Annotated in this window: 22 protein-coding genes; 13 read left to right on the top strand and 9 right to left on the bottom strand. The window is 63.7% G+C overall.

Going from position 1 to position 20,257, the window contains the following annotated elements; genetic code table 11:
- Nucleotides 1-2 precede the first annotated feature (2 nt).
- A complete protein-coding gene (locus CIMIT_RS11230) occupies nucleotides 3-809 on the bottom strand; it encodes an Fpg/Nei family DNA glycosylase (protein WP_038593092.1) in 807 nt (268 codons plus the stop codon).
- A 46-nt stretch (nucleotides 810-855) separates the two neighbouring features.
- On the opposite strand from CIMIT_RS11230, the gene CIMIT_RS11225 reads away from it, so the two are divergent.
- From CIMIT_RS11225 to trhO, 3 genes are all read left to right on the top strand, one after another.
- Nucleotides 856-2,349 (top strand): DUF1846 domain-containing protein, encoded by a 1,494-nt coding sequence (locus CIMIT_RS11225; protein ID WP_038593089.1) that lies wholly within the window; start codon nucleotides 856-858, stop codon nucleotides 2,347-2,349.
- A 62-nt stretch (nucleotides 2,350-2,411) separates the two neighbouring features.
- Nucleotides 2,412-2,771, top strand: a complete 360-nt coding sequence (locus CIMIT_RS11220) for an excisionase family DNA-binding protein (RefSeq protein WP_197697009.1) — start codon at nucleotides 2,412-2,414, stop codon at nucleotides 2,769-2,771.
- A complete protein-coding gene (gene trhO, locus CIMIT_RS11215; RefSeq protein WP_407919535.1) occupies nucleotides 2,758-3,642 on the top strand; it encodes an oxygen-dependent tRNA uridine(34) hydroxylase TrhO in 885 nt (294 codons plus the stop codon). The genes CIMIT_RS11220 and trhO overlap by 14 nt, the downstream gene beginning before the upstream one ends.
- A 2-nt stretch (nucleotides 3,643-3,644) precedes the next feature.
- Here the strand turns inward: trhO and CIMIT_RS11210 are convergent, their stop codons facing one another.
- From CIMIT_RS11210 to CIMIT_RS11200, 3 genes are read right to left on the bottom strand one after another with little or no spacing between them, the layout of a single operon-like run.
- Nucleotides 3,645-4,052 (bottom strand): hypothetical protein, encoded by a 408-nt coding sequence (locus tag CIMIT_RS11210; protein WP_231910303.1) that lies wholly within the window; start codon nucleotides 4,050-4,052, stop codon nucleotides 3,645-3,647.
- 30 nt (nucleotides 4,053-4,082) lie between these two features.
- Nucleotides 4,083-5,063, bottom strand: coding sequence for a universal stress protein (locus CIMIT_RS11205; protein WP_051904971.1), 981 nt, complete (start codon nucleotides 5,061-5,063; stop codon nucleotides 4,083-4,085).
- A 10-nt stretch (nucleotides 5,064-5,073) separates the two neighbouring features.
- Nucleotides 5,074-5,550 (bottom strand): MarR family winged helix-turn-helix transcriptional regulator, encoded by a 477-nt coding sequence (locus CIMIT_RS11200; protein WP_051904970.1) that lies wholly within the window; start codon nucleotides 5,548-5,550, stop codon nucleotides 5,074-5,076.
- A gap of 66 nt (nucleotides 5,551-5,616) precedes the next feature.
- On the opposite strand from CIMIT_RS11200, the gene CIMIT_RS11195 reads away from it, so the two are divergent.
- From CIMIT_RS11195 to rplI, 8 genes are all read left to right on the top strand, one after another.
- Nucleotides 5,617-5,979 carry a DUF5318 family protein gene (locus tag CIMIT_RS11195; RefSeq protein WP_038594795.1) on the top strand — a complete coding sequence of 121 codons (363 nt, stop codon included), beginning with the start codon at nucleotides 5,617-5,619 and terminating at the stop codon, nucleotides 5,977-5,979.
- Between the two features lie 83 nt (nucleotides 5,980-6,062).
- Nucleotides 6,063-8,282 (top strand): transglycosylase domain-containing protein, encoded by a 2,220-nt coding sequence (locus tag CIMIT_RS11190; protein WP_051904969.1) that lies wholly within the window; start codon nucleotides 6,063-6,065, stop codon nucleotides 8,280-8,282.
- Between the two features lie 20 nt (nucleotides 8,283-8,302).
- Nucleotides 8,303-9,811 (top strand): glycosyltransferase family 87 protein, encoded by a 1,509-nt coding sequence (locus CIMIT_RS11185; RefSeq protein ID WP_038593083.1) that lies wholly within the window; start codon nucleotides 8,303-8,305, stop codon nucleotides 9,809-9,811.
- Nucleotides 9,757-9,948: a hypothetical protein gene (locus tag CIMIT_RS12475; RefSeq protein WP_083316951.1), complete on the top strand. Its 192-nt coding sequence runs from the start codon at nucleotides 9,757-9,759 to the stop codon at nucleotides 9,946-9,948. Before CIMIT_RS11185 ends, CIMIT_RS12475 begins: the two co-directional genes overlap by 55 nt.
- 58 nt (nucleotides 9,949-10,006) lie before the next feature.
- Nucleotides 10,007-10,249 (top strand): hypothetical protein, encoded by a 243-nt coding sequence (locus tag CIMIT_RS12665; protein ID WP_144311856.1) that lies wholly within the window; start codon nucleotides 10,007-10,009, stop codon nucleotides 10,247-10,249.
- A gap of 126 nt (nucleotides 10,250-10,375) precedes the next feature.
- Entirely contained in the window at nucleotides 10,376-10,663 is a 288-nt protein-coding gene (gene rpsF / locus CIMIT_RS11175; protein WP_231910302.1) for a 30S ribosomal protein S6, read from the top strand.
- Between the two features lie 48 nt (nucleotides 10,664-10,711).
- Nucleotides 10,712-11,245, top strand: coding sequence for a single-stranded DNA-binding protein (locus tag CIMIT_RS11170; RefSeq protein WP_038593077.1), 534 nt, complete (start codon nucleotides 10,712-10,714; stop codon nucleotides 11,243-11,245).
- Nucleotides 11,246-11,298: 53 nt separating this feature from the next.
- Nucleotides 11,299-11,751 carry a 50S ribosomal protein L9 gene (rplI, locus tag CIMIT_RS11165; protein WP_038593074.1) on the top strand — a complete coding sequence of 151 codons (453 nt, stop codon included), beginning with the start codon at nucleotides 11,299-11,301 and terminating at the stop codon, nucleotides 11,749-11,751.
- A 78-nt stretch (nucleotides 11,752-11,829) separates the two neighbouring features.
- Here the strand turns inward: rplI and CIMIT_RS12210 are convergent, their stop codons facing one another.
- On the bottom strand, nucleotides 11,830-13,341 hold the full coding sequence (locus tag CIMIT_RS12210; protein WP_051904968.1) for an HNH endonuclease signature motif containing protein: 1,512 nt from the start codon (nucleotides 13,339-13,341) through the stop codon (nucleotides 11,830-11,832).
- Nucleotides 13,342-13,434: 93 nt separating this feature from the next.
- Entirely contained in the window at nucleotides 13,435-15,498 is a 2,064-nt protein-coding gene (locus CIMIT_RS11155) for a RecQ family ATP-dependent DNA helicase (protein ID WP_038593071.1), read from the bottom strand.
- A 363-nt stretch (nucleotides 15,499-15,861) separates the two neighbouring features.
- On the opposite strand from CIMIT_RS11155, the gene dnaB reads away from it, so the two are divergent.
- The gene (gene dnaB / locus CIMIT_RS11150; protein ID WP_038593068.1) at nucleotides 15,862-17,331 is read left to right on the top strand and encodes a replicative DNA helicase; all 1,470 of its coding nucleotides are present in this window, start codon (nucleotides 15,862-15,864) and stop codon (nucleotides 17,329-17,331) included.
- 96 nt (nucleotides 17,332-17,427) lie between these two features.
- Nucleotides 17,428-17,628 carry a hypothetical protein gene (locus CIMIT_RS11145; protein WP_038593065.1) on the top strand — a complete coding sequence of 67 codons (201 nt, stop codon included), beginning with the start codon at nucleotides 17,428-17,430 and terminating at the stop codon, nucleotides 17,626-17,628.
- Here CIMIT_RS11145 and CIMIT_RS11140 read toward each other — a convergent pair.
- Genes CIMIT_RS11140 through CIMIT_RS11130 form a run of 3 tightly spaced genes read right to left on the bottom strand, consistent with a single transcriptional unit; the run spans nucleotide 17,609 to nucleotide 20,201 of the window.
- Nucleotides 17,609-19,735 (bottom strand): heavy metal translocating P-type ATPase, encoded by a 2,127-nt coding sequence (locus tag CIMIT_RS11140; protein ID WP_038593062.1) that lies wholly within the window; start codon nucleotides 19,733-19,735, stop codon nucleotides 17,609-17,611. The genes CIMIT_RS11145 and CIMIT_RS11140 overlap by 20 nt on opposite strands.
- Nucleotides 19,736-19,737: 2 nt before the next feature.
- Complete coding sequence (locus tag CIMIT_RS11135) at nucleotides 19,738-19,938, bottom strand: heavy-metal-associated domain-containing protein (RefSeq protein ID WP_038593059.1); 201 nt, start codon at nucleotides 19,936-19,938, stop codon at nucleotides 19,738-19,740.
- A gap of 50 nt (nucleotides 19,939-19,988) precedes the next feature.
- Nucleotides 19,989-20,201 carry a hypothetical protein gene (locus CIMIT_RS11130; protein WP_038593056.1) on the bottom strand — a complete coding sequence of 71 codons (213 nt, stop codon included), beginning with the start codon at nucleotides 20,199-20,201 and terminating at the stop codon, nucleotides 19,989-19,991.
- Nucleotides 20,202-20,257 lie beyond the last annotated feature (56 nt).

Raw genomic sequence — 20,257 nt, 5'->3', positions numbered from 1 at the left:
GGCTAGTCGCGCTGGCAGCCGGGGCACCAGAATAGGTTGCGGCCCTCCACCTTGCGCAGCGCGATCTCCTCGCCGCACACGTAGCAGGGCTGGCCTGCGCGGCGGTAGACGTAGACCTCGCCGCCGTGGTCGTCCTTGCGCGGCGCGCGCCCCATCGCCTCGGGCGAATGAATATCCCGCACCGTGTCGATGCGCCCGTGCTCGAACCCGTAGCGCATGAGTTTCACCAGGTCCTCCCACAGGGCGTCGAACTCGGCACGGTCGAGCGCACGCCCTGGTGTAAACGGCGAAATTCCAAGCCGGAAGAGCGGCTCCGCGCGGTAGATGTTGCCCACCCCAGCGAAGTAGGACTGGTCCATCATCAGTGAGCCGATCGTGCGCTTCGAGCGGTGCACCCGCGCCCACAGCGCGTCCGGGTCCGAATCACTGTCGAGCGGGTCCTCGCCGGCGCGCTCGACGATGGCGGCGACTTCCGCCGGGCTGAGGTAGGCGCAGGTCTGCGGCCCGCGCAGGTTCGCGGCGATATCGCCTGCCCCGCCGTCGGGCACCAGCCGCAGCCGGATTTGGCCCCAGACGTCTTCGGCCGGCTCGAAGCGCAGGGAACCGATCAGCCCCAGGTGAATGTGCACAAAAATATCCGAAAACTCCAGGAAGAGGTGCTTGCCGAGGGCTTGGGCACGGACCAACGTGTGGGCGTCGATAAGCGAGGCATCGAAGCGCCCCTGCGGCGAGGAGGCTTGAAGCGGCGCGCCGCGAAATTCTTCGTTGAGGCGTGCGGCGAGGCGGTGAATGACGTGGCCTTCAGGCATCGTGGCACTTCCTGTACTGCATGCCCAAAATTGTATTATTGCTCCCATGCCGTACACGATCGGGTTTGACCGCGAAAAATACATCCAGATGCAGTCCGAGCACATTACCGCGCGAAGGCGGGAGATCGGCGGCAAGTTGTACCTAGAGATGGGGGGCAAGCTTTTCGACGACCACCATGCCTCCCGCGTCCTGCCCGGGTTCACCCCGGACAACAAGATCGCCATGCTGGACCGGATCAAGGACGAGGTGGAGATTGTGATCTGCTTCAACGCGGGCGACGTGGTGCGTCAGAAGGTACGCGCCGACCTCGGTATCACTTACGAGGACGACGTTTTGCGCCTGGTCGATGTCTTCCGCGACCGTGGTTTCCTGGTGGAAAACGTGGTGGTCACGCAGCTGGAAGGCCACAACGAGAACGTGGAGGCCTTCCTGGAGCGCCTGGGCAGGCTGGGGCTGAAAGTCTCGCGCCACTACATGATTCCGGGCTACCCCAACGACACGGCGACCGTGGTCTCCGAGGATGGCTTTGGCCACAACGATTACGTGGAGACCTCGCGCGACCTCATCGTGATGACCGCGCCGGGGCCGGGCTCCGGCAAGCTGGCCACCTGCTTAAGCCAGGTCTACCACGAGCATAAGCGGGGCATTCCGGCCGGTTACGCCAAGTTTGAGACCTTCCCCATCTGGAACCTGCCGTTGTCGCACCCGGTGAACCTGGCCTACGAGGCGGCCACCGCCGACCTGGACGACATCAACGTGATCGACCAGTACCACCTGGACGCCTACGGGGAGAAGGTCACCTCCTACAACCGCGACATTGAGGTTTTCCCCCTGCTGAAGACGCTGCTGCGCGAAGTCACCGGTGAAACGCCCTATGAGTCGCCCACGGACATGGGCGTGAACATGGCGGGCTACTGCATTTCCGACGACGCGGCCTGCCGCCACGCAGCCGAGCAGGAGATCATCCGCCGCTACTACAAGGCGCTCGTGGAGGAGCGCCGCGCGGATCAGGACAACACGGAGTCCGCCCGCATCGCCAACGTGCTGCGCAAGGCAGAGGTGACCACGGCGGATCGTCCGGTGGTCGCGCCCGCGCTGGAGGTGGCCGAGGAAACCGGCAAGCCGGGGGCCGCACTCGAACTTGCGGACGGCACGATCGTCACGGGCAAGACCTCCGACCTCCTCGGCCCCTCGGCCGCGGTGCTGCTCAATGCGCTCAAGCAGCTCGCGGGTATCGACGATAGCGTGCACCTGCTTTCCCCGGACTCCATCGAGCCGATCCAAACCTTAAAGACGAAGCACCTCGGCTCGGTGAACCCGCGCCTGCACACCGACGAGGTGCTCATCGCGCTTTCCGTGTCGGCTTCGACGAACTCGGATGCTGCCGCGGCGCTGGACCAGCTGCGAAACTTGCGCGGCTGCGATGCGCACACCACCACCATTCTCGGTTCGGTGGACGAGGGAATCTTCCGCAACCTGGGGGTTTTGGTCACCTCTGAGCCGAAGTATTGGAAGAAGGGGCTCTACCACAAGCGCTAGAGTTTGCACGCTTTACGCTTCTCCTATTGCGCTCATTGCGGATTGTTCGTATGATGTCGAGCATGGCAACGGAAGAGAAGCTCTCACCGGTAGAGCAAGCACTGGCAGATTTGAACAACAACCTCTCACAGGCCCGAACGCACGCTTCGGATACTGTGACGCTGCCGAAGGAAACGGCAGTGTGGCTCCGCGACATTATTGAGGACCTGGCCGAGGGCCGCCTGGTGAAGGCCCCCGGTCCTGAGGACGAGATGACCACCCAGCAGGTGGCCAATCTCCTCGGCGTGTCTCGCCCCTTCGTGGTCAAGCTGATTGACGAGGGGCGCTTGACCGGGCACAAGGTTGGCACCCACCGCCGCGTGTACACGCGCGACGCAGTGGCCTACAAGGATCAGATGGCAAATATCCGTGGCCAGCGTTAACAAAATCCTCCTGTACTACAAGTTCCAGCCCATCGCCGACCCGGACGCCGTGCGGCTGTGGCAGCGCGACCTGTGCGAGGGGCTTGGCCTGCACGGGAGGATCATCGTGTCCAAGGACGGCATCAACGGCACGGTCGGCGGCCCGATTGATGCGTGTAAGACGTACGCAAAGAAGACGCGCGAGTACTTCCGCGGGATCGAGTTCAAGTGGTCCGAGGGCGGCCGCGAGGACTTCCCTAAGCTGTCGGTTAAGGCACGCGAGGAGATCGTGTCCTTCGGTGCGCCCGGCGAGCTCAAGGTGGACGAGCACGGCGTCGTCGGCGGTGGGAAGCACCTGACGCCCGAAGAAGTCAACGATCTGGTGGAAAACAATCCGGACGTTGTGTTCTTCGATGGGCGTAATGCGCGCGAGGCTGAGATCGGCAAGTTTAAAAACGCGGTCGTGCCGGACGTGGAGACCACCCACGACTTCATCCGGGAGCTGGACAGCGGCAAGTACGACTGGATGAAGGATAAGCCGGTCATCTCCTACTGCACCGGCGGCATCCGCTGCGAGGTGCTCTCCAGCTTGATGATCAACCGCGGGTTTGAAGACGTCTACCAGATCGACGGCGGGATCGTGCGCTACGGCGAGAAGTACGGCAACTCCGGGTTGTGGGAGGGCTCCCTCTACGTCTTTGACAAGCGCATGCACACCGAGTTCGGCGGTGGGGCAGAAGACCCCAACTATGTGCAGCTGGGCCACTGTGTGCACTGCGGGGAGGCGACCAACCGCTTCTACAACTGCGCCAACGAGCCGGAATGCCGCGTGCAGTACCTCAGCTGCCCCGAGTGCCGTGAGCGTAACCCGTACTGTGGGGAGTGCGCATAGGGCTAGGTGGCCAGCTTGCCGATGGTGATGATGAGCACCACCATGGTAAACGGCACCATCGGCAGCCAGAACACGCCCATCCACGGCACCCACCGCTCGTAGCGGTTGAGCTTGCGCACCATGATCACGGCGCAGGCCAAAAGCGCGACCACGGGCGGGATTGAGGTGAGCACGGCCCAGGTATTCTCACCGATCCCAGGGACTAACTTCAGCCCGAAGCCGACGAGCAGCGTGATCGCGACCGAGCTGGCGGCAAAGATCAGCGCTTGCCGCGTGGAGCGCTTGTTGCGCTCCGCTACCTCGGCTGGGTCGGGTTCATCCGCCAACGCGTCAAAGTCCTGCGGCTCGGGCCGTACTCGGCTGAAGCGGTCTGCAGGATAGGAGAGGTCGTTTTCTGGGTGTTCGCGCATAGTCCCCATCTGTACCACCCTTGTCTGTGATTAGTGTTCGGCCTCCGAGCGCGGGTAGATCAGCACCGGCACGGGGGCGAAGCGGATGAACTCGCCCTCGCGGGTGCCCACGAACACGCGCTTGAGCTGCCCGGAGGGCTGCGAGCCGAGGCACAGCAGGTCGCCCTTCTTCCACTTCACGCTATCTATCGCGCGCTTCCACCCCTTGCCAGAGGCGAGCAGTGTCTCCACGTCGAGCCCTTCGCAGCCTTCGATCTGGTTACACACGCTAAAGGCCTGGTCACGCACCCGGTCGAGGAGTCCGAGCGTGGTTTCGTTCCAGGCCGCAAGCTCGTGGGAGAATTCGCCCGCGCGCTCATCAGGAGAAAACGCGACGATGCGTAAGGGCACGCCAACAATGCAGGCCATCGTGGCAGCGTAGGCCAGGCCGGGGAAGCGTTCCCGGTTGCCGTCGCCGGTGATCTCGTCGGAGTCGATCAGCGCGTAGGTGACCCGGGTGACGCCCTTCTTTGAGAGCGTGAGGTGCTTCGGCGCGAGCCCCAACGGCAAGGTGGAGGAGTGCATGAGCTGGTCCGCCTCGCTGGTGGGGCGGAAGCGGCTCTTGGCGGTTTTGGCGCGGGAGCCGAGGATGATCATGTCGGCGTTGAAGGTCCGCGCGACGTCGTAAAGCGGCTCGGTGCCGCTCGCGCGCTCGACTAGGCGGGCGACTTTGGGGGCGCGCTGCGAGGCGGGCAGGACCCCGTCGAGGGCCTTTTCCACCTGCTTGTGAAAGCTTTCCTGCGAGCGCTTGAGCCACTTCTTGTATTTCTTGCCGGACATGGAGGTCGTCCACGAGCTCTTCGTGGTGGCCATCACTTGCACTTTGACCGGCAGGGAGCGGCCGAGCCAGGCCGCGTACTCGAGGGCTTCTTTGTTGTTCGAGTTGCTCGAGTCCCAGCCAACGACAATGCGCAGCGCCCCCTCGTCGCGGGGCAGCTGCGCCAGATCGCTGGAGAAAGAACGTGCCGTCACGCCCCCGATTCTACGTGGTGGGGTGTTCTTTATTCACGTAGGCCTTGGCGAGCAGGTTAATAATGTCGGTGACGCCGTCGAGTTTGCGCAGCGACTCCTGGTCAAGTGTCCCGAGCATCTCGCCCAGGTAGCGGGTGCGCTCATCGCCCACTCGCTGGAGCTCATCGCGCCCCAGCTTGGTGGTTTCCACGCTCACGCCGCGGCGGTCTTGCTCGGAACGGATGCGCTGCACCAGCCCGCGCTTTTCCAGCTGGTTGACAGTATTGGAGGCGGTCGGCATGCGCACGCCCTCCGCCTCGGCGATCCGGCTGATGCGGGTCGGGCCTTCCTCGGCGAGCCGGCGCAGGATGGACAGCTGGGGGCCGGTGAGGTCCGAGTGCTCGGCGGTGCGGAAGTAGGTGACGTACAGCGAGGTCATTGCGGGGCGGATGCGTTCCGCAATGTCGTACGGGTCTGGTTGTTCTTGGGGCTCCTGTGCCACGGTCATCTCCAACTCCTCGACGCTTTTAGGCGACTAAATAGTACCAGCTTTGTGGTGACTATACTAAACGGGATGTTTGCTTACCGGTACGAGATCTCCCACGAGTGGGCCCGCCGCCAAACCCTGCGGGATTTCCACGCTGGACGCCTGCTGCTTAGCGACGTCTGCGACGCCGATTTTCTCCTCCGCACCGCCAGCGAATTTCACGGCTCGCCCGCCGAACGCCCCTGCCCCATCTGTGGTGGGGAAATGCGGGATGTGAAGTGGGTCTACGGGGACGCCCTCGGTCGCCGCGCGAACACCGCGCGCAGTGAGGACGAGATCGACCGGCTCGTCGCTGAAGTGGGGCCGATCACGGTGCATTTCGTCGAGGTGTGCCCGGAGTGCAAGTGGAATTATCTGTGCAAGGCTTTTACTGCTTGCCCAGTAGGGTGATTTCGCGGTGGGCGGGTAGTGTGTCCTGTAAGTATTGAGAGCATTGTGACTGCTGTCGTCGTCGACGTTGCAAGGGAAAACGCGTGACAAACAACGAGAAAGCCCCCGAGAGCGGGAGCACCGTGGCAAAGAAGAAGAAGCCCTCCCGCATCGGGCAGTGGCTCCTGGCGCTGTTGCTGCTGTTGGTACTCATCGCCTCCATCCCCGCGCTGTGGTTCGCGTGGAACTACAGCAGAGCGAACCTGCCGGAGCCGAACGAGATCGAAGCGGCGCAGATCTCCAACATCTACTTCAGCGACGCAAAGACTGAACTCGCCCGCGTGGTCCCGCCGGAGGGGAACCGCGAGCAGATCCCGCTGGACAAGGTGCCGGTTGAGGTGCAGAACGCGGTGCTGGCGGCCGAGGACCGTGACTTCTGGGAGAACTCCGGGTTCTCCTTTACCGGCTTTGGCCGCGCGGTGATCGGCCAGCTCACCGGCAACCCCTCTGCCGGCGGCGGCTCTACTATTACGCAGCAGTACGTGAAGAACGCGATCGTCGGCAATGAGCACTCGTACCAGCGCAAGGCCAAGGAGCTGGTGTACTCGATCAAGATGGCCAACTCCTGGTCCAAGGAGGAGGTGCTCAGCGCCTACCTGAATACCGTCTACTTCGGACGCAACGCCTACGGCATCGAGGCGGCCGCGCACGCCTACTTCTCCAAGCCCGCCAGCGAGCTGACGGTGGAGGAGGGCGCGGTGCTCGCCGCGTCCATCCAGCGCCCAAGCCAGCTCGACCCGTGGACGAATCCGGAGGGCGCTCAGGACCGCTGGAACTACGTGATGGACGGTCTCGTGGAGATGGGGGCCCTTGACCAGAACGTCCGTGCGCAGGCCCAGATCCCCGACACGCGCGACCCGGCGACCTACTCTGCTTACACCGAAGCCACCGGCCCGAACGGCCTGATCAAGAACCAGGTCATGACGGAACTCGCGGCGATCGGCATCTCGGAGGACGACCTGACTAACCGCGGCCTGCAGATCACTACCACGATTGATAAGAGGGCCCAGGACGACACGGTCCGTATTGCCGAGGAGAACCTGGCTAACCTGCAGGACGACGCGCGTACCGGCGTGGTCGCCGTGGAGCCGGGCACGGGTGCCGTGCGCGCCTACTACGGCGGCAACGACGCCTCCGGCTGGGACTACGCCAACGCGGGGCTGCAGACGGGCTCGACGTTTAAGATCTTCACCCTTGCCGCGGCGCTGCAGCAGGGTATTCCGCTCAACGCCTACTTCGACGCCTCCCCGGTCACGCTGCCGAACGGCGCAGTGGTGACCAACGCCGACGGCGGTGGCGGCGGCATGATCAACATGACTGAGGCCACGCGCGTGTCGTCGAATACCGCGTACATGCGTATCCAGGACGATCTGGATAATACGACGCAGGACACCGCCGACATGGCGCACGCGCTCGGCGTGGCGCGCTCCATCCCGGGCATCCCGGTCACCCTGCGTGAGAACGGCGGGCAGCCCTACGAAGGCATCGTCCTGGGGCAGTACCAGTCCCGCGTGCTGGACATGGCTGTTGGCGTGGCCACTCTGACCAACCGCGGTGTCTACCACCCGACCCACTTTGTCGAGCGCGTCGAGGACGCCCGCGGCGAGGTGCTCTACGAAAACGACAATGACTACGCGGAGCGCCGCGTGTCTGCCCAGGTGGCGGACAACGTCATCCAGGCGATGCAGACGGTGATTCCTTACTCCTACGCCAACCTCGCCGGGGGACGTCCGGCTGCGGGCAAGACCGGTACCGCCCAGCTGGGCGACACGGGCATGAACAAGGATGCCTGGATGGTCGGCTCCACCCCGCAGCTCTCCGTTGCGGTGTGGGTGGGTACCGCGGATAACACCTCCCCGATCTACAACGAGGGCGGCGGCATGATGTGGGGCGCGCAGACGCCGACCCGGATTTGGAAGGGCGTGCTGGACACGGTCCTAGAAGGCCAGGAAGTGCAGAACTTCCACGACGCGAGCCCGGTCTACTGGGGCGTGAACCCGTACTCCGGCGGCGCGAACCTGGGCGGCAACTCCTGGAGCTACTACAACCAGCAGCAGGCCACGCAGCAGAGCGAGCAGCCTGCGGAAGAGCAGCCGTCGGAGGAGCAGCCTTCGGAGGCACCGGATTCACCCCCGGCACCGCAGCAGCCGGCTCCTGCTCCGGCACCGGCACCCGCGCCCGCCCCGGCTCCGGCCGCGCCGGACCTCGGGCTCAATGATGCGGTAAATGATTTCTTTGACGGTATTGAAGGCGCGTTGCAATAAAGGTGGAGGCTAAAGAAGCGATGGCGAAGCAGAGCACAACGTGGCCGGACCCGGCAGACCGCGTGCAGCCCAGCCGCACGGAACCGATCGCCCGTGGGTGGACCGAGTTTCTCGGCGGACCGATGGGCAAGTACGCGCAGATCGGCCGTGCGAAGTTTTGGACACCGCTGCGCACCATCTTCGCGGTCGCCTACGTCTTCCTCTTCATGGGTGCGCTGTCGAAGTCGAACTGCGCGCTCGGCAAGCCTGACGACAACGGCGTGCTCCAGCTGAACTGGGACGGTAACCGTCAGTTCACCTCGTTCTGTTACAACGACATCGTGCCGCTCTACGGCGCGCGCGGCCTGGACCAGCCGGGTTTTGTCTACGACTACTCGTGGGTTGAGGAAGGCCTGACCCGGTACATGGAGTACCCGGTCCTGGCCGGCATGTTCCAGGGGTTCACCTCCTTCATCTCGCGCAACACCTACTTCGTGGCGCAGCGCTTCCTGCCGGAGGTGGGCTGGTACTTCTACGTCACGGTGTTCTTCCTGGCGATCATCTGGGTCGCCACCGCGCGCATGGTCGCCGAGCTCGCCGGCAACCGCGTGTGGGACACACTGCTGGTGGTCGGCTCGCCGCTGTTGATCATGCACGCCTTTACCAACTGGGACATCCCCTCCATCTTCTTCGCGGTCGCGGCGCTGCTCGCCGCCCGCAACGGCAAGTTCACCCTGGCTGGCGTGATGATCGGGCTGGGCACCGCGTTCAAGATGTGGCCGATTTTCGCCCTCGGCGCCTACCTGGTGGTCGCGCTGCGCAAGCGTGACCTGGTGCCGTTTTTGAAGATGCTCGCGGCGTCGATAGTCAGTTGGGTAGTGGTGAACCTGCCCATCTACCTGCGCAGCCCGGAGGCGTGGGGCGAGTTCCGCCGCCTCAACACCGACCGCGGTTGGGAGTGGACCACCATCTACGCAGTCTTCTCCCGTGTGACCGGCTGGGGCGGGTTCGATTCCGGCGAGGGCGCGCCAGTGATCCTCAACGCAGTCACGCTCATCCTGTTTCTGGCAGGCTGCGCCGCGGTCCTGATCATGGGGCTCAAGGCACCGCGGACGCCACGCATTGCGGAGTTGTTCACCCTGATCGTCGGCTTCTTCCTCCTCTTCAACAAGGTGTGGAGCCCCCAGTACTCGATCTGGTTGATCGTCCCGGCTGTGCTCGCGCTGCCGTACTGGCGCCTGCTGCTGAGCTGGATGACCGTCGACATGATGGTGTGGCCAATACTGATGTGGCACATGATGGGGGAGGATAACTTGGGCGCGCCGGGCTGGCTTCTCGACGCCACCATCATCACCCGCGACGCCTTCATCATCACCATCATGGTGCTGGTGGTTCAACAGATGTTTGGGAAGCGGCGCGACAAGGTCGCGGAGGCCCACAACGGCCACGACCCGCTGCTGACCACACCCGAGCAGTGGAAAGAGGAGGGCGCCCAGTGGGTACAGCAACAGTCGTCGGCATCGGCTCAATTGCAATCGGCTTCTGCCTAATCGCCGCTGCGTTCTGGGCGATGGCGAAAATGCAGCGCCCGATGCTCTCTCTTGGCTTCGGCATCGCGGCGTTTGTCTTCATCACAATTATCCCGGTTTTTCTTGCAGTATTCGTGGCGGCACCGGGACCGAGCTAGGTACGGTGGGTCCTATGCAGCGACTCACAATTCTGACCACGACCGTCGCCCTGACACGGTGACTGCGGAGCCGACAGAAAGCTCTGCCGAGCTGCCGGCGTCGATAAGCGGCTACAGCGACGAGGCGAAGTCTGACATGGCAGAGGACAACCTCTCCGAGGCTGACATTCAAGGGGTGCTCGACGCGGCACACGATGGCCGCGCCGAGGTCGAGTTTGACGACGGGCACTTCGAGCTTGAGTTTGAAGACATCGACGTTGACATCACGCCTGATGGGATGGTCCTCGAGGCCGACCGCTAGCCATTTGGCCTGCGGGATTGGGTGGGGTACCCTGGACAAGTTGCTTGACGCAACGACCCTCCTGCCGCCGCGAAGAGCGTGGCGGCCGAAATTGAAATTACTAGACCATAGGAGGTGATGAGGTCCGTGCGTCACTACGAAGTAATGATCATTCTGGATTCTAAGCAGGATGAGCGCACCGTTGCCCCGTCCCTGGACAAGTACCTGGAAATTGTCCGTAAGGAAAACGGCAAGGTGGAAAAGGTTGATGTGTGGGGCAAGAAGCGCCTTGCATACCCGATCAACAAGAAGGAAGAGGGCATCTACGCCGTTATCAACCTCGAGTGCGAGGCTGACACGGTCAAGGAGCTCGACCGCGTGCTGAACCTGAACGACAACGTTGTGCGTACCAAGGTGCTGCGCACCGACAAGTAGGAACCGGTAGGCTCAAGCCGAACGTATTCCACCTGGTAGGAGAAGAGCATGGCACAGAACGAAACACCGATCACCGTCGTTGGCAACCTCGTTGCTGACCCAGAGCTGCGTTTCATCCCGAGCGGCGCCGCAGTGGCGAACTTCCGCATTGCGTCGACGCCCCGTTCGTACAACCGGGAGACCAACCAGTTCGAGGACGGCGAGGCGTTGTTCCTGACGTGCAACTGCTGGCGGCAGATGGCAGAGAACGTCGCGGAGTCCCTGACGAAGGGCATGCGCGTGATCGTGCAAGGTCGCCTGCGGCAGCGTTCTTACCAGACCCGCGAGGGGGAAAACCGCACGGTTTTCGAGGTTGAAGTTGATGAGGTCGGGCCGTCGCTGAAGTTTGCCACGGCGAATGTGAGCCGCACGCCACGTGAGGGTGGTGGGCAGCCGCGTCCGTCGCAAGGCTTCCAGCAGCAGCAGTCGGCACCGCCGCAGCAGCAGGCACCTCAGCAGCAATCGCAGCCGGCGAATGATCCGTGGAACTCCGCCCCACCAGCTGGTGGCTTCGGCGGGATGGATGACGAGCCCCCGTTCTAAAACGTTGTTTTAACCCACACAATCATTTTTCATCATAAGGAAGGTTAGGATTCATGAAGCTGATCCTCACCGCTGCCGTTGAGAAACTTGGCGAGCCCGGCGAAATCGTCGAGGTCAAGGACGGCTACGGACGTAACTTCCTGCTCCCGCGCGGCCTGGCTATCCCGGCTACCCGTGGCGCAGAGAAGCAGATTGAAGACATCAAGCGCGTGCAGGCTGATCGCGAGGTCCGCGATCTGGACCACGCGAAGGAGCTGCGCGATCAGCTCGACCAGCTCACTGGTGTGAAGGTTGCCGTGCGCACTTCCGACAGCGGCAAGCTGTTCGGTTCTGTCACCGCGGCGGAGATCGCTTCCGCTGTGAAGGCGGCTGGCGGCCCGTCCCTGGATAAGCGTCGCATCAACGTACCGAAGGGTCTTGTGAAGAAGACCGGCGGCTACCAGGTCAAGGTCAACCTCCACGACGATGTGGAAGGCAAGATTAACTTCGAGGTCGTCGCAGCGTAAACGCTTTACGCTTTTCGACGAGCGACAACAGCACTTCAAGCGCGGATCCCCTTGTGAGGAGGGGGTCCGTGCTTTTTGTTATTCGGTCGGGGGAAAGGGGTTGTATTTGGCCAGCGGTTCTGGGTCGGGGAAGGGGTCCGGGTCCGGTTCTTCGGGGATGTGCACCGGTTCGACTTCTGGTGGCTCGGGGGCGAAGTCGGATACGAGCTTGAAGCGGCGTTCGAGGACTTGTATCTCGGCCAGGCAGCGGTAGTAGTCCCCGTGGGTGTCGTACTCGTCGAGGAGGCGGTGGATGCGGGCGTTGAACTCAGCGACCGTGTCCCGGTTCTTGGCTGCCGCTTCGAGGGAGCTGCGCCAGCGGGGTGTGGTGGGCGTGATCTCGTCGAAAAGCGGGCCTTCGTGGCGCGACAGCAGGTACGTGCCGTTCTCCAGCAGCCAGACGATGTCGCCAGTGACGGGGTCGGAGACGTAGAACGCCCGCTTGTCGGTCTTGATGTTGTGGTGATGTGCACAGAGGCAGAAAAGGTTGTGGGGTGTGGTTTTCCCGCCGCGGTCGAAGGGGATTCGGTGGTCGAGTTGGCAGGCCGCGGCGGGCCGCGTGCATCCCGGGAAGATACAGTGCCCGTCCCTGGCGTGCGCGTAGTGCTTCATCTCCTGCGTCGGTGTGTAACTGTCCGTGACGGTGTTGGCTGCCTCGTCCAGGTTGTGCACCGTGGGTGGGTTCGCGTCGCACAGGTCCTCGAACTCCTTGGTGTCGAGCGCGTTGGTCCAGCCGATGCCGGGGATGAAGACGGGTGTGCCTTCCTCCCGCGCGCCGTCCTTGCCCGCAGGGGCGTAGACGTGGAGGTGGACCTTCGCGGTTGGCTCGATGTCGCCGGTGAGCAGCTTGATCGCGGTATCGGCCAGGGAGAGCTTGTGTTCCCGGGCGGTGGCCTTCAGGCTGGCGCGCACGACGGCCATGGTGGTGTTGTCGGTGGTGAGCTGGAGCGAGCCGAGCTCGACGCCATTGCGTTCAAAATCGCTGAACTCTACCGTGCGTGAGCGGTGGTTGTGCTCGTCCTCCCGCTTCTTGCGCTTGACCGGGTCGTAGTTCAGGCCGACGTCCAGCTTGGCAATCAGCGTGCGGATCCGGCGCACAATGGTCGCGCGGCTGGGCAGGGGCTGGTTGGCGCGCTTGGGGCGGAAGAGCTTGACCAGCATCTCGTCAAAAGCGGCCCAAGTCTCCTCGTCCGCTTCCGCGCCCACCTTCATCAGCGCGGAATCAATGCCGACGAGCGTGTGGACGGACAAAAGCCGCGTCTCTTCCTGCATCTTGCGCAGAAGGGGAAGGAGGCGGAGCCGGTTATACGCGAAGATCGCCGCGCTGATCTCGTGCTTGGGGCGATCGGTGATGGAGGCGAGTTCTTCCACCTCCAAGTCGAAATCCTGCAGCGGCATCTCGGTATAAGGGCTGTAGAGGGCGAACTCCGTGTCCCGCATCTGCTGCGAAAGCTTCGCGCGCGGATCACTCGCGTTCTGGCAGCGAAAGTGCTTGTGTAGCGCCGCCGGCGTGTGCGTCTCTGTGCTTGTCTGCGTGGTTGTGCGGGACATGGGGTTTCCTCCTTTCTGAGCTTTCTGTTGCCCACAATTATACCGAACATACAAACGAGCGCTACACCTGTAACCAGATCGTTACAGACGAAGTTAGCCGATACTTGCGATAGCGAAAGGCAGCACCTCGAAACCGTGAGTAGCGGCCAGGTCAGCCCCTGCAACAGTGAAGGACCAGCCGGAGTCCACCACACCGGCCAAAAGCAAGACCGGCCCTTCGCGCACCTCCACACCGCGAAAGTCGAAATGCTGATCGAGCGCGTTGACCCGAAACGCCGAGTTCTTCGCAGTGACCTCGGGCCCCGTTAGCGCAATCGTGCCGCCGAAAGCCATCCGCCCAACTTCCGCAACTGTCTTTCCAAGCGCGCTAAGCATCTCGGTCCGCGCCGCATCTGCGTCGCCGAGCACCACAACGCATCTGGGCCGCTCACTCCACTCCCACGCCGCCAGCACCTCCACGACCTGCCGCACCCACTCGTCCTCGCGCCACCGCGACGCGGGCAGGGGGCGGTACGTATGGTCTCGGAGAAGTGTGGTGAGGGCGGGGCCGCGTGTGACGTCGTTAAGCCTGCCCAGCGCCTTGCCAGGCAGCAGGCCTTTGATCTTTCCGCGCCGCGCGGAGCCAGTCGGCCACATCTTGCGCGCGGGCAGCGCCACTCCGGGCGCGCTGAGCTGGGCGCTTATCGACGCCACGAGCTCCCCATCAACCGCGGTCGGCAGCGCGCTCCCGGTGCAGTTGTCGCAGCGGCCGCAGGGGGTGCCGTCGAGCGTTGGGTCGTCGAGTTCGCGCCGCAGAAACGCCATGCGGCAGTCTTGCGTGTGCTCGTAGTCCAGCATGAGCGCCTGCTCCCGCTCGCGGGCCTGCGCGAGTCCGTCGTAGCGGGCGTGGTCGTAGCTCCACGGTGCGCCGGTTGCCACCCAGCCGCCTTTGACGCGGCGAACCGCGCCCTCGACGTCGAGCACCTTGAGCGCCTGCTCAATGCGCGAGCGGGACAGGTCGACGACGTTTTCCAACCGCTGCGTGGAGGTCGGCTCGTTGCCGAGCCCCGCGAGCAGCTGGCGCACCACGTGTTTCTCCGGCATGGACACGGATGCGAAGTACTGCCAGATCCGCTCGTCCTCTGGGCCGGGGAGGAGGACGACCTCGGCGTGGTCGGTGGCGCGGCCAGCGCGACCGATCTGCTGGTAGTAGGAGACCGGTGAGCTGGGTGCGCCCATGTGTACGACGAAGGCAAGATCTGGCTTGTCAAAGCCCATGCCGAGCGCGCTCGTGGCCACGAGCGCTTTGAGCTCGTTGGTAAGTAGCGCCTGCTCCAGTCTTTCGCGCTCCTCTGCTTCGGTGCGCCCGCTGTAGGCGGCTACCGCGAAGCCAGCAGCGTGCAGCGCCTCGGCCAGGTCGTGCGCGGCGGCGACGGTGAGGCAGTAGATGATGCCGGAGCCGTCGGTGCGCCTGAGGTATTCGGCGATCCAGGCGGGGCGCTGCGTGGCGTCGTCAAGCTGGCAGACGCCGAGTGCAAGTGAAGAGCGATCGAGGCCACCGCGCAGCACTCCCGTGTGCTCGCCGAGCTGGCCGAGGATGTCCTCGACGACACGGTTGTTCGCCGTCGCGGTGGTGGCCAGCACGGGCGTGTCTGTGGGGAGGTCGTCGATCAGGCGGGCGATGCGGCGGTAATCGGGGCGGAAGTCGTGACCCCAATCCGAGATGCAGTGGGCCTCGTCCACCACGAGCATGCCTACGTGCGCGTGAAGGTTCGGCAGCACCTCTTCGCGGAAGCCCGGGGAGTTGAGGCGCTCAGGGCTAATCAGGAGGACGTCTAGGGAATGGAGGTTTGCCTCGATCTGCTCCCACTCGGCGACGTTGGCGGAGTGGATCGTGGCTGCGCGAATACCGGCGCGCTCGGCGGCCGCGACTTGGTTGCGCATGAGCGCGAGCAGGGGAGAGACGATAATCGACGGCCCTGTGCCAGCCTCGCGTAACAGCTTCGCCGCGATGAAATAGACGGCGGACTTGCCCCAGCCGGTGCGCTGCACGACCAGCATGCGGCGGTGGTGGTTTACAAGTGCGTCGATGGCGGACCACTGGTCGTCGCGCAACTGTGCGTTGGGGCCAGCGATTCCCTGGAGAAGGTGGTTTGCGGATTCACGGGTAGCGTTCATGGCACACACGCTATAGCACCACCCGAACACACCCCTGGCTGCTGTGGATAAGTGGGAGAAAGAAGCCTGCTCACGGGCGAATTTCAGGTTACTAGTCGGTAAACACACCGGTGTCAAACCTGGTGGTGAGCGCCATTTTCCCCAACTCTCAACCACGGATTGAGAATGAATATAACAGGGCTGAGCTGTACGTATAAGGTGTTTGCGCAGGACGGAAAACATGGTTATCCACAACCTATCCACACCCGTGTGGCGAACCCCTGGGAATACCGCAAAGTTGTCCACAGGGGGTTGTGGATAACTTCCGGGGAGAGGTGTCGCGGGGTACGCTAAATATCCGGAACGACATCTAAGGGGAAACACATGGCTGGAGATGCACTCGACGGTTTTGACGACGACTACGTCCTGCCGCCCGAGCCGCGGGACGACTTCGATGATTTTGGGGACTATGCCGCCAACACACGGAAGCCAGCCAAGTCCAACTTCAGCCAGGCGCGGGGCGACCTGCAGGAGTACCGGCAGCCCCCGCACGACGAGCGGGCGGAGCGCTCCGTGCTCGGCGCGATGCTGCTGAACCAGGAGGTCGTCCTTGACGTGGTGGAGAGCCTCCAGCCGGAGGACTTCTACTTCCCCTCCCACCAGCTGATCTACCAGGCGGTGCTCGATCTCTTTGCGGACGGCAGCCAGATCGACGTCCTCATCGTCGCGGGGCGCCTGGACAGGCTCAACCAGCTGGAGCGGGTGGGCGGTGCGCCGTATCTGCATACGCTGATTTCGGAGGTGCCGACGTCGGCAAACGCCCGCTACTACGCGGAAATTGTGGAGGAAAAGTCTCTCCTGCGGCAGCTCGTCAACGCCGGTACCCGCGTCGTGCAGTACGGCTACGAGGGTGCCGAGGGCATGGAGGTCGAGGCACTGGTCGACCGCGCGCAGCAAGAAGTCTTCAACATCGCGCGCAGCGGCGGCGGCGAGGACTACAAGGTGCTCTCCGACCTGCTCAAGCCGACTATCGACGAGCTCACGCAGATCGCTTCTGGCGGCGGCCTCGAGCAGGGCGTGCCCACCGGCTTTACCGACCTGGACAACCTCACGAACGGCTTGCACGCAGGCCAGATGGTCATCATCGCGGCGCGACCGGGCGTGGGTAAGTCCACGCTCGCGCTCGACTTCATGCGCTCCTGCTCCATCCAGCACGGCAAGACCTCGGTGATCTTTTCGCTGGAGATGAGCGCCTCCGAGATCATCATGCGCATGCTCTCAGCGGAAACGGAGATCAAGCTCTCCTCCATGCGCTCAGGCAACATGGAGGAGCGTGATTGGGAGAAGCTCACCCAGCGCCTCAGCGAGATCCAGGACGCCCCGCTGTTTATCGACGATTCGCCGAACCTCACCATGATGGAAATCCGCTCCAAGGCGCGCAAGCTGAAGCAGCAGCACGGCCTGGACCTGGTGGTGCTGGACTACCTGCAGCTGATGAGCTCGGGCAAGAAGGTCGAGTCCCGCCAGCAGGAGGTCTCGGAGTTCTCCCGCCACCTCAAGCTGTTGGCGAAGGAGCTCGAGGTGCCTGTGATTGCCATCTCGCAGCTCAACCGTGGGCCCGAGGCGCGTACTGACAAGAAGCCGCAGCTCGCTGACCTGCGTGAATCCGGCTCGCTGGAGCAGGACGCCGACATGGTCTTCCTGCTGTACCGCCCGGATTCGCAGGATCGCGACGACGAGCGCGCAGGCGAGGCGGACATCATCGTGGCGAAGCACCGCGGCGGCCCGATCGACACGATTCCGGTGGCGCACCAGCTGCACTACTCCCGCTTCGTCAACATGGCGCACGGGTAAGGTTTGCCTTTCCAACGGTGACAGCCTGCGGTTTTGTGGCTACGATCCTTGAAGTACTAGCGCAAACCTACGGTACTGAAAGGAAAGGGAAGCGCCATGACTATTCGATCCATCCACGCCGATGGGGCCTGTGCAGGCACCATGGCCAAGCTTGACCCCTCCATCACCGTGGCCAAGTCGGGGGACGCCACCCGGCTGTACAACCTGCCGCGCAGCATCGACGCCATCGACCAGGCCACGGAGGAGCAGACCATTCGCGGCCTGCTCGGGCGCATCTTTAACCGCGCGCGGCGCTAAACCCGCGCAGGCGCAGCGAGTTGCTCACCACGAACACGGAGGAAAACGCCATCGCGATGCCAGCCAGCATCGGGTTGAGCAACCCCAGCGCCGCTACGGGCACGAGCACCACGTTGTAGGCAAAAGCCCAGAACAGGTTGCCCTTGATGGTGCGTAGCGTGCGCCGCGAGAGCCGGATCGCGTCCGCGGCGGACATCAGCGAGTTGTGCATCAGCGTGATGTCGGAGGCCTCGATGGCCACGTCGGTGCCCGCACCCATCGCCAGGCCGAGGTCTGCCTGGGCGAGCGCGGCAGCGTCGTTCACGCCGTCGCCCACCATCGCCACGTGGTGACCCTGCTCCTGGAGCTGGCGGACGACGTTCACCTTGTCCTCCGGCAACACGCCTGCCGTCACGTGCTCCGGGTCGATGCCAACCTCTTTTGCCACCGCACGGGCAGCCCCGGCGTTATCGCCGGTGAGCAGGTGCGGGGTCAGGCCGAGCTCGCGCAGCTTTGCGACGGCACGCGCCGAATCCGGCTTCACCGTATCGCGCACGGCGACCATGCCGACATATTTTTCATCAACCTCGACGGCAACCGCAGTAGCGCCTGACTCTTCCGCAGCGCGGAACTTATCAGTCGCGTGTTTTGGTCGGCCGACTCGGACCCGCTTGCCTTCAACAGTGGCGGAGACACCCAGGCCGGGCTCGTTGACAAAGTCGGTTGCCTCCGGCAGCTCGCCAGTCACGGCGCGCACGATGGCGCGCGCAATCGGGTGCTCGGAGCCCGCCTCGACCGCGGCGGCGAGCCGCAGCGCGTCGCTGTCGGTGGCGTCGACGACTTCCATCTCGCCGCTGGTCACCGTGCCGGTCTTGTCCATCACCACGGTGTCCACCTGCCGGGTTGACTCGAGCACCTCGGGGCCCTTAATCAGCAGTCCCAGCTGCGCGCCGCGGCCGGTACCCACCAGAATCGCGGTGGGCGTGGCAAGACCAAGCGCGCAGGGGCACGCGATGATCAGCACGGCGACAGCGGCGCGGAAGGCGTCGCTCAGTCCGTCGCCGAACAGCAGGTGGCCGACCAGCGCCACGAAAGCGACCGCGATGACGGTAGGCACGAATACCCGCGAAATCCGGTCCACCAGGCGCTCCACGGGGGCCTTGCCGGCCTGCGCGTCCTTGACCAGTGCGCCCATCTGCGCCAGCGTGGTCTCTTCGCCCACGCGGGTTGCCTCCACGACGAGCCGTCCGGAGGTATTCAGCGTCGCGCCGGTGACTTGATCACCCTCGCCGACTTCGACGGGGACGGATTCGCCGGTGAGCATGGAGGCGTCGATAGCCGAGTGGCCGGAGACGACGCGCCCGTCCGTGGCAACCTTCTCGCCGGGCCGGACCACGAACTTGTCGCCCACCTTCACCTCGGCGATGGGGACGCGGACCTCCACGCCGTCGCGAAGCACGCTCGCGTCTTTTGCGCCCATCTGTAGCAGTTCTCGCAACGCTTCCGAGCTTTGCCCCTTCGCGCGGGTCTCAAACCAGCGGCCGAGCAGCAGGAAGGTGATGACGACGCAGACCGTCTCCAGATAGATGTCCGAGACGTCTTCCCACACAAACAGCGCAACGATTGACCACACATACGCCGCGGTCGTGCCCAGCGTAATTAGCGTGTCCATCGTGGCCGCGCCGTGGCGCAGGTTCACCAGCGTCGCGCGGTGGAACACTTTCCCCGCGGCAAAATAGACCAGGGTGGTCGCGGCAAACGCGGCCCACTCCCAGTTGGGAAACTGCAGCGCAGGCACCATCGACAGCACCATCACCGGCAGGCTGAGCAGCGCCGCCCAGATGGTGGTGCGCTTCAGGCTGTCTGCCTCTTCGTCGCGCGCTTCGCTTATCGACGCTGCCTCGTCGGTCTCATCTCCCATCACGAAAGCGTCGTAGCCGGCGGTGCGGACGACGTCGATAAGCTGCTCGGGCGTGGTGCTGGACGGGTCGTAGTCGACGGTGGCGGTCTCGGTGGAATAGTTGACCGCGGCGGTGACGTCGTCGAGCTTGTTCAACTTGCGCTGGACGCGTGAGGAGCACGACGTGCAGGTCATGCCCGTCACGCCCAGCTCGATCTGGCTTGTCATGGCTACTTCAGGGTGTAGCCGGCCTCGGCGACCGCCTTGGCCACGTCAGCGTCGGCAAAGCCTTCGCCGGTCACGGTCACGGCACCAGTGGTGTGGTCGGCCGTGACTTCGGTGACACCGGCGATCTCGCCGATCTCCTCTTTCACGCTGAGCTCGCAGTGGCCGCAGGTCATGCCTTCAACGGTGAATTCGCGGGTATCCATAGTGAGTGTCCTTTCTTTTTGGAGTGTCACGTACACCCGCGACTATACCCCTAGGGGGTATCTGGCGAAAGTATACTAAAGCCCGCCTCCTGCGCAGCCTTTTCGATATCGGCGTCGCTGAAGTTCTCTCCAGTGACCGTCATGCGGCCCTCTGCAACGTCGATTTCGACATCGAAGGTGCCGTCGACCATCCGCACCTCGTCGATAAGCGAATCCACCGCGACCTCGCTAGCCTCGCCGGAAATTTTGTAATTCTTCGTCATGCCCTCGATGTACCTCGTGAATACAATCGCCATTGTTAGTGTTGGAACTGGAGCAA

Source organism: Corynebacterium imitans (genome assembly GCF_000739455.1).
GTDB lineage: Bacteria > Actinomycetota > Actinomycetes > Mycobacteriales > Mycobacteriaceae > Corynebacterium > Corynebacterium imitans.
This window is presented reverse-complemented; position numbering and strand designations above follow the sequence as displayed.

What these genes read in the sequence shown, in the direction of transcription:
- CIMIT_RS11225 (WP_038593089.1), top strand. Translation starts at nt 856, where the DNA reads ATGCCGTACACGATCGGGTTTGACCGCGAAAAATACATCCAGATGCAG.
- CIMIT_RS11195 (WP_038594795.1), top strand. Translation starts at nt 5,617, where the DNA reads ATGTTTGCTTACCGGTACGAGATCTCCCACGAGTGGGCCCGCCGCCAA.
- CIMIT_RS11170 (WP_038593077.1), top strand. Translation starts at nt 10,712, where the DNA reads ATGGCACAGAACGAAACACCGATCACCGTCGTTGGCAACCTCGTTGCT.
- CIMIT_RS12210 (WP_051904968.1), bottom strand. Translation starts at nt 13,341, where the DNA reads ATGTCCCGCACAACCACGCAGACAAGCACAGAGACGCACACGCCGGCG.
- CIMIT_RS11135 (WP_038593059.1), bottom strand. Translation starts at nt 19,938, where the DNA reads ATGGATACCCGCGAATTCACCGTTGAAGGCATGACCTGCGGCCACTGC.
- CIMIT_RS11185 (WP_038593083.1), top strand. Translation starts at nt 8,303, where the DNA reads ATGGCGAAGCAGAGCACAACGTGGCCGGACCCGGCAGACCGCGTGCAG.
- CIMIT_RS11220 (WP_197697009.1), top strand. Translation starts at nt 2,412, where the DNA reads ATGGCAACGGAAGAGAAGCTCTCACCGGTAGAGCAAGCACTGGCAGAT.
- rplI (WP_038593074.1), top strand. Translation starts at nt 11,299, where the DNA reads ATGAAGCTGATCCTCACCGCTGCCGTTGAGAAACTTGGCGAGCCCGGC.
- dnaB (WP_038593068.1), top strand. Translation starts at nt 15,862, where the DNA reads ATGGCTGGAGATGCACTCGACGGTTTTGACGACGACTACGTCCTGCCG.
- CIMIT_RS11155 (WP_038593071.1), bottom strand. Translation starts at nt 15,498, where the DNA reads ATGAACGCTACCCGTGAATCCGCAAACCACCTTCTCCAGGGAATCGCT.
- CIMIT_RS11200 (WP_051904970.1), bottom strand. Translation starts at nt 5,550, where the DNA reads ATGACCGTGGCACAGGAGCCCCAAGAACAACCAGACCCGTACGACATT.
- CIMIT_RS11230 (WP_038593092.1), bottom strand. Translation starts at nt 809, where the DNA reads ATGCCTGAAGGCCACGTCATTCACCGCCTCGCCGCACGCCTCAACGAA.
- CIMIT_RS11145 (WP_038593065.1), top strand. Translation starts at nt 17,428, where the DNA reads ATGACTATTCGATCCATCCACGCCGATGGGGCCTGTGCAGGCACCATG.
- CIMIT_RS11130 (WP_038593056.1), bottom strand. Translation starts at nt 20,201, where the DNA reads ATGACGAAGAATTACAAAATTTCCGGCGAGGCTAGCGAGGTCGCGGTG.
- CIMIT_RS11140 (WP_038593062.1), bottom strand. Translation starts at nt 19,735, where the DNA reads ATGACAAGCCAGATCGAGCTGGGCGTGACGGGCATGACCTGCACGTCG.
- CIMIT_RS11210 (WP_231910303.1), bottom strand. Translation starts at nt 4,052, where the DNA reads ATGCGCGAACACCCAGAAAACGACCTCTCCTATCCTGCAGACCGCTTC.